This is a genomic window from Flavobacterium sp., assembly GCF_003525665.1.
In the GTDB taxonomy this organism is placed as follows: Bacteria; Bacteroidota; Bacteroidia; order Flavobacteriales; family Flavobacteriaceae; genus Flavobacterium.
Genome location: NZ_DQDX01000069.1, coordinates 9,764 through 12,798, shown reverse-complemented (window position 1 = coordinate 12,798; position 3,035 = coordinate 9,764). Strand labels below are relative to the sequence as shown.

Here is a 3,035-nt window from a genome sequence, read left to right as displayed (position 1 = left end):
GAGCAAAATTGTATCGAGAACCTATGAAAAAATGACTTCTCCGAAACCAAGTTCTCGATTAGCTTCGCTCAGTTCGGCAAGCCTCGGGTCATTTTTTACAAAATAGCTCAGTCGCAATTTTGTAAAAAACACTCGAAGTGACGACCGTGGAAAATAGTTTATATAGCAAAAAGAAAAATGCCAGTACAATGAAGTACTGGCATTTTCAATTTAAATACAACTAAAAACTAAAAATCGTGGGTTTGAATAAGTGTCAAAGTCTAACTCAACACTGCAAACCTACAGCAAAAAACTCACATAAAACCACGTAAAAATACCTGTTTTTCATCAAAATTAAAGTTTTAGATTTGTTTTATAATTGGGAGCGAATGACCTCAACCCTTTTGCTAACCCTATTCCTGCTATCCGCACTACACGGTAGTTGCTCCTATCAGTCCCGAAGCTTCGGGATAATTGGTAATCGTCGTACACAAAATCAGGATTTTTAGGAAATTTTGGGGTAAATACGGAAATCCGTAAAGTGGATTCGGAGAAATTGATATCTTTGGAGAAGGAACAAAAAATCAGAAGAAATGACATTGAGTGAAGCAATTTTAAATTGTAAGAAGTATATCGACACTGATGAAATTATAAATACAATTTTTGCAAAAAGAATCAATGGAAAATTTCTACCAAATTCTGAAGCTTTAGTTATGGGATTAACTCCAGAAGAAATGGAAGTAAAAATGAACCTAATTGCTGAGACAAAATGCCCAGGGTTTGAATACTTTTTAGAAATTTTTATTTTACAAGATATTTATGATGATATGTCAAAAAATAAAGAATTCAATTCTGATGTTAAAAAAGTAGAACGAATTATACATTACGCTGAATTTGATGCGTAATTAAAAGGATACACTGCTACGCTAGCGCGAGAGCAATTAAAGTTTCTTTATAATTATATTTCGGGTGAATAATTTAAAAGTAAACATTCAAGCTACACAAAGTCAACAAAAACATAAAAAATGATAAACTTTTTCAAAAAAATATTTAATCAAACCGAGAAAAAACCAAAAATGAACAGCAGCTTTTTACAATCTATACTACAAAAATCAAAAGACAACAAAGAAATCATTTCTATTTGGCAATACAATGGCGACAAAGGCTCGCTTGTAGGCTATGTAACTGAAATAAGTGAAGAATATATTGGATTTAAACACTTTACTAGGTTCGGAAAACCAGATGGAGTTTTGTACATTAAACAAGCCAATATTAAAAACATTGATTTCAACGATGATTATACCAAAGTAATGGAATGTCTAATTCAATATGCCGATATCATTGACAAATCGCCCGATTTTAGTATCAACCTAAACCAATCTGATTTTTGGCAGTATAACGCAGTTATTCAACTTTCCAAGGCAAAAGATCAAATGGCTAGTTTTGAAATTAATGGAAATGAATTTTTTACTGGTTTTGTAAAAGAATCATCCGAAGAAGATTTTATACTAAATTGCGTAGCTAAAAATGGTGAAGATTTAGGAACATCTTTATTTAGAATTGAAGATATCACAGAAATAAGAGTTAACGATCTTGATGATAGAAGAAAATTGTTACTTTACAAATGGAGAAAAGCCATTTTATAACAGTTGAGACCTTATATTAGCTCAATTAAAAATTAGTAAAGTAACTCTTCCTCATTGAAAATAAAACTAGTCGGCTTTTTTTGAAACAAGTTCATTATTTTACCTCATCCAATCCCAATAATAACAACTGCGCCGTTGCCTCATTAGTAGCCAATGGCACATTGTGAACATCGCAAACACGAATAAGCATATTAATATCTACTTCATGCGGATGATTGGACATTGGATCTTTAAAGAATAAAACCATTTTTGTTTTTCCTTCGGCAACGCGTGCTGCAATTTGCGCATCGCCACCGAGCGGACCAGAAAGCATCTTTTTCACTTTAAATCCAGCCGATTCTGCTTTAGAACCTGTTGTTCCAGTTGCAATTATCTTTATATTTTCTTTAGTTAAAATGCTCTTATTTTTATTTAAAAACTGAACCATATCGGCTTTTTTGCCGTCGTGTGCTATTATTGCTATTTCCATACTGAATTATTTGCTGTAAAAATAAAAAAACCTGACGTAAAAGTCAGGTTTCATTTCTTATTTATTTAAAATATGATACGCAATCAAACCGTCAATTGGTCTGCGAAGTGCGTTACCCATTTTGATCTCGTATTTTGCTAAAATGGCTTCTAATTCATCTTTAAGATAAAATGCTATCGAACCCACAAAATGAACTGGAACCTCTTTACAATTATCATATTGCATGATGTAGTTTTTAGTAAACGATTTTAGTTCTTTTTTAATGATTTTCTTGCAATATTCGCTGTCTTTATGCTTAATAATGAACTTAGCAAATGTCGCTAAATACGCATTAGGATTGGCTTCTTTATATAAATTGGCTTTGATATAATCGGCATCCAAGTTGTATTCTTCTTCAAATTCTTTAGCCAAATCACTAGGCATTTTATTGAAATAATATCCTCTAATTAAGTGACGACCAAAACGATTTCCAGATCCGTCATCCATGGCGATATAGCCTAAAGATTGTACTTTTTGGTGCAATACTTTTCCGTCAAAGAAACTACAGTTGGAACCCGTTCCTAAAATACAAACAATAGCTTGTTCGTCTTTGGGAGTTGTTGCATAAACGGCAGCAAAAGTATCTTCATGAACAGAGATCACAGCATTAGAAAAATAGTTTTGAAAAACTTCGGATAAGAAATTTTTCATTCTATCGGTTCCGCAACCTGCACCATAAAAGAAAAGATGTGTTGCTTTGTCTTTGTTGTGAGAAATATCAAACTTATCATCAAGACGCGCAATTACTTCTTCTTTGTCAAGAACTTCAGGATTTAACCCTAAAGTTTGTGTTGTGAAAAGTACTTTACCGTTATCATCAATGGCAATCCAATCGGCTTTAGTAGATCCACTATCAACTAATAATTTCATAATTTAAGAGTATAGAGAATAGAATATAGAAT

At 32.4% G+C, this 3,035-nt stretch carries 4 protein-coding genes; 2 read left to right on the top strand and 2 right to left on the bottom strand.

Features of this window, described 5'->3' with window-relative positions; genetic code table 11:
• The first annotated feature begins 572 nt into the window (after positions 1 to 572).
• Both DIU01_RS04910 and DIU01_RS04905 read left to right on the top strand, forming a co-directional pair.
• Positions 573 to 884 (top strand): hypothetical protein, encoded by a 312-nt coding sequence (locus tag DIU01_RS04910; protein ID WP_290832125.1) that lies wholly within the window; start codon positions 573 to 575, stop codon positions 882 to 884.
• Positions 885 to 1,004: 120 nt separating this feature from the next.
• Positions 1,005 to 1,625 carry a hypothetical protein gene (locus DIU01_RS04905; RefSeq protein ID WP_290832124.1) on the top strand — a complete coding sequence of 207 codons (621 nt, stop codon included), beginning with the start codon at positions 1,005 to 1,007 and terminating at the stop codon, positions 1,623 to 1,625.
• Between the two features lie 94 nt (positions 1,626 to 1,719).
• Here the strand turns inward: DIU01_RS04905 and DIU01_RS04900 are convergent, their stop codons facing one another.
• A complete protein-coding gene (locus tag DIU01_RS04900; RefSeq protein WP_290832123.1) occupies positions 1,720 to 2,094 on the bottom strand; it encodes a methylglyoxal synthase in 375 nt (124 codons plus the stop codon).
• A gap of 57 nt (positions 2,095 to 2,151) precedes the next feature.
• Positions 2,152 to 3,003 carry a BadF/BadG/BcrA/BcrD ATPase family protein gene (locus DIU01_RS04895; protein ID WP_290832122.1) on the bottom strand — a complete coding sequence of 284 codons (852 nt, stop codon included), beginning with the start codon at positions 3,001 to 3,003 and terminating at the stop codon, positions 2,152 to 2,154.
• Positions 3,004 to 3,035 lie beyond the last annotated feature (32 nt).